The 2591-nt window shown below is 62.8% G+C and carries 4 protein-coding genes; all 4 read left to right on the top strand.

The features are described from left to right. A partial coding sequence (locus EOA85_RS32420) for a CrcB family protein (RefSeq protein WP_206523419.1) occupies nucleotides 1-240 on the top strand: 240 nt, incomplete at its 5' end. A gap of 134 nt (nucleotides 241-374) precedes the next feature. Next, nucleotides 375-1355 (top strand): RluA family pseudouridine synthase, encoded by a 981-nt coding sequence (locus EOA85_RS32415; RefSeq protein ID WP_127212440.1) that lies wholly within the window; start codon nucleotides 375-377, stop codon nucleotides 1353-1355. 50 nt (nucleotides 1356-1405) lie between these two features. After that, nucleotides 1406-2281 carry a DMT family transporter gene (locus tag EOA85_RS32410; protein WP_164760031.1) on the top strand — a complete coding sequence of 292 codons (876 nt, stop codon included), beginning with the start codon at nucleotides 1406-1408 and terminating at the stop codon, nucleotides 2279-2281. 11 nt (nucleotides 2282-2292) lie between these two features. Beyond that, on the top strand, nucleotides 2293-2591 hold a 299-nt coding region (locus EOA85_RS32405), incomplete at its 3' end, for an ATP12 family protein (RefSeq protein ID WP_281033820.1).

The following is a 2591-nucleotide window of genomic DNA, read 5'->3' as shown; positions in this document are numbered from 1 at the left end:
GCCATGGGCCTGTTCATCACGACCCTGGCGCGGCGCTACGGCGGATCGAACGAGCTTCGGCTGTTCGTCGCCACCGGCATCCTCGGCGGCTTCACCACCTTCTCCGCGTTTTCGCTCGACTTCGCGACGCTGTGGGAGCGCGGCGCGACGCTGCCGGCGTTCGGATATGCCCTTGCCAGCCTGATTGGCGCGATCATTGCCCTGTTTCTGGGTCTTTGGCTCGCAAGAAGCCTGCCTTAATGCTATTGCCCCCGCTTACAGCACCGCGTGTCCCTTGGAACGCGCAAAGGACGTTGTAGCTTTTTGATTTTGCCCATGATCCTTTTCCGAAAATCGATTTCAGGTCATGCGCTGGAAACGGGTAAAAACGAGCAATGGCAGGCGTAGAACAGATCACGGTGGAGGCCGGCGAGGCCGGCATGCGGCTCGACCGCTGGTTCAAGACCCATTTTCCGGGTCTTGGCTTCGGCCATCTGCAAAAACTGCTGCGCTCCGGCCAGATCCGTGTCGATGGCGGCAGGGTGAAGGCCGATACCCGCGTCGAGCCGGGCCAGACGGTTCGTATCCCGCCGCTCGAAGTCGACAAGAAGGGCGAGAGCCCGCTCACCGGTCACTCAATCCGCAACCAGGGCGACGCCGACGTTCTGGCCAAGATGCTGATCCACGAAGATCCGAAAGTGTTTGTCTTCAACAAGCCGGCCGGCCTCGCCGTTCAGGGCGGTTCGGGCGTCACCCGCAATGTCGATGACATGCTGGAAGCCTGGCGCAGCCAGAAGGGTGAGAAACCGCGTCTGGTTCACCGGCTCGACCGCGACACGTCAGGCGTGCTGGTCGTCGCCCGCACCAGGCTCGCCGCCATGAAGCTTGCCGAGGCGTTCCGGGCGCGTGAGACCAAGAAGACCTACTGGGCGCTTGTCAAGGGCGTGCCGCCGAAGCGCGAGGACAAGATCTCGACCTGGCTGATCAAGGAGCCGACGCCCGACGGCGACCGGGTGCGCGTCGCCAAGCATGGCGAAAAGGGCGCCGACCACGCGGTGTCTTATTACCGGCTCGTCGAGCAGGCGGCGCAGACCCTGTCCTGGCTGGAGATGGAGCCTTACACCGGCCGCACCCACCAGCTTCGCGTCCATGCCGCTCACATCGGCTGCCCGATCATCGGCGATCCCAAATATTTCGAGGCCGACACCAATTGGGATTTTCCCGGCGGTATGCAGAACCGCTTGCATCTGCACGCGCGCCGCATCGTCATCCCGCATCCCGACAAGGGTTTTATCGACGTCACCGCACCGATGCCGCCGCACATGCACCAGAGCTGGAACCTGATCGGCTTCGACGACGCCAGCGCGGAGGACTAGTTCCAGTGGGTGTGGCCACCGATACGCTCGACCGCCGCGACAGGGTCGACATGGCCGCCGCCGCCATCATGGTCGGGCTGACCTTTTCCTGGGGGCTGAACTACGTCGCCGCCAAGATCTCCTATGCCGGCTACGATCCCGTTTTCCTGTCGATCGCACGGTCGGTCATCGGTGGGCTGTGCGTCCTCGCCTGGTGCCGCTGGCGCGGCATTGCGCTTTTCAGCCGCGACGGAACACTTGTCGCCGGCTTTCTGGCAGGCGCGCTTTTTGGTCTCGAGTTCCTGTTTCTCTATGTCGGGCTCGAACAGACGACCGTCGCGCGCAACACCTTGCTGGTCAACACCATGCCGTTCTGGGTACTGGTCGGCGGGCATTTCCTGCTGAACGAACGCATCACCGCGCGCCGGCTCGTCGGCCTTCTGCTCGCTTTCGCCGGATTGGTCGCGGTGTTCTCCGACCAGTTGAGCGCCGATAATGGTGCGACTCTGATTGGTGATTTGCTTAGTCTCGGCGCCGGCATACTCTGGGCCCTGACCTACATCGTCATCAAGCGCACGAAATTGGCGGAAACCAGCGCCGAGAAGTTGTTGCTCTACCAGCTGGCCGGCGCTGCGATTGTAGGCGCCTTGGTGCTGCCTTCCGCCGGGCCGCCCGTCCGCGACTTCGCCGCTTTACCGACCTTGGCCTTGCTTTTCCAGGCGGTCTACATCGTCGCCTTCACCTATGTGCTTTGGTTCTGGCTGCTGCGGCGCTATCCGGCATCGGGCCTGTCGAGTTTTACCTTCCTGTCGCCGGTGTTCGGCGTGCTGTGCGGCGCCATCTTCTTGAACGAGCCGCTGACCATCCGTATTTTCCTGGCACTCGGCCTCATCGCAGCCGGTCTGATCATCGTGAATCGGCCGGCCCGAAAACAGATCCCCGGATGAAAGGCTCCGGCATGCGCGATATTCTCAACGACCTCGAAGCGGGAAAGCAGCTGTCCGACCCGGATCCGGTACGCCGTGCCCAAATCCAGATGAAGACGCAGCGACCGAAACGCTTCTACAAAGCCGTTTCGGTCGCCCCGGCCGAAGCTGGTTTTGCCGTTCATCTCGATGGCAAGCCGGTTCGCACGCCGGGCAAGGCGCTGCTGGTGCTGCCGACCGAAAAAGCCGCCGCTCTGGTCGCCGACGAGTTCGCCGCGCAAGGTGAGACCATCGACCCGATGACGATGCCGGTCATGCGTCTGGTCAACAC

The sequence above is a fragment of the Mesorhizobium sp. M5C.F.Ca.IN.020.29.1.1 genome (genome assembly GCF_003997375.1).
Taxonomy (GTDB): domain Bacteria; phylum Pseudomonadota; class Alphaproteobacteria; order Rhizobiales; family Rhizobiaceae; genus Mesorhizobium; species Mesorhizobium wenxiniae.
This window is presented reverse-complemented; position numbering and strand designations above follow the sequence as displayed.